This is a genomic window from Achromobacter sp. UBA5777, assembly GCF_002418565.1.
GTDB classification, from domain to species: domain Bacteria; phylum Pseudomonadota; class Gammaproteobacteria; order Burkholderiales; family Burkholderiaceae_B; genus Achromobacter; species Achromobacter animicus.
Genome location: NZ_DIEJ01000210.1, coordinates 1 through 292, shown reverse-complemented (window position 1 = coordinate 292; position 292 = coordinate 1). Strand labels below are relative to the sequence as shown.

Sequence of the window (292 nt, the reverse complement as noted above, 5' to 3'; positions counted from 1 at the left end):
GCCGATGGCTGGTACATGCTGGGCCGTTCCTACGAAACGCTGGGCCGCTACAACGACGCCATTGCCGCGTATCAGCAGGTGCTGCGGCTGGTGCCCGGCCAGCCCGTGGTGCTGGCCGATCTGGCCGACGCGCTGCTGTCGGCGCGGCAGGGCCAGCCCGACGAGGATTCCATCGCGGCCGTCGCGCAGGCGTTGCAGGCCGAGCCGGATCAGCCCAAGGCGCTGGCGCTGGCCGGCATGATGGCGCTGCGCCGCGGCGACGCCGCCGAGGCGCTGACGCACTGGGAACGGT

At 72.6% G+C, this 292-nt stretch carries 1 protein-coding gene; it reads left to right on the top strand.

The features are described from left to right. A partial coding sequence (locus B3446_RS17335) for a tetratricopeptide repeat protein (protein ID WP_291383703.1) occupies positions 1-292 on the top strand: 292 nt, incomplete at both ends.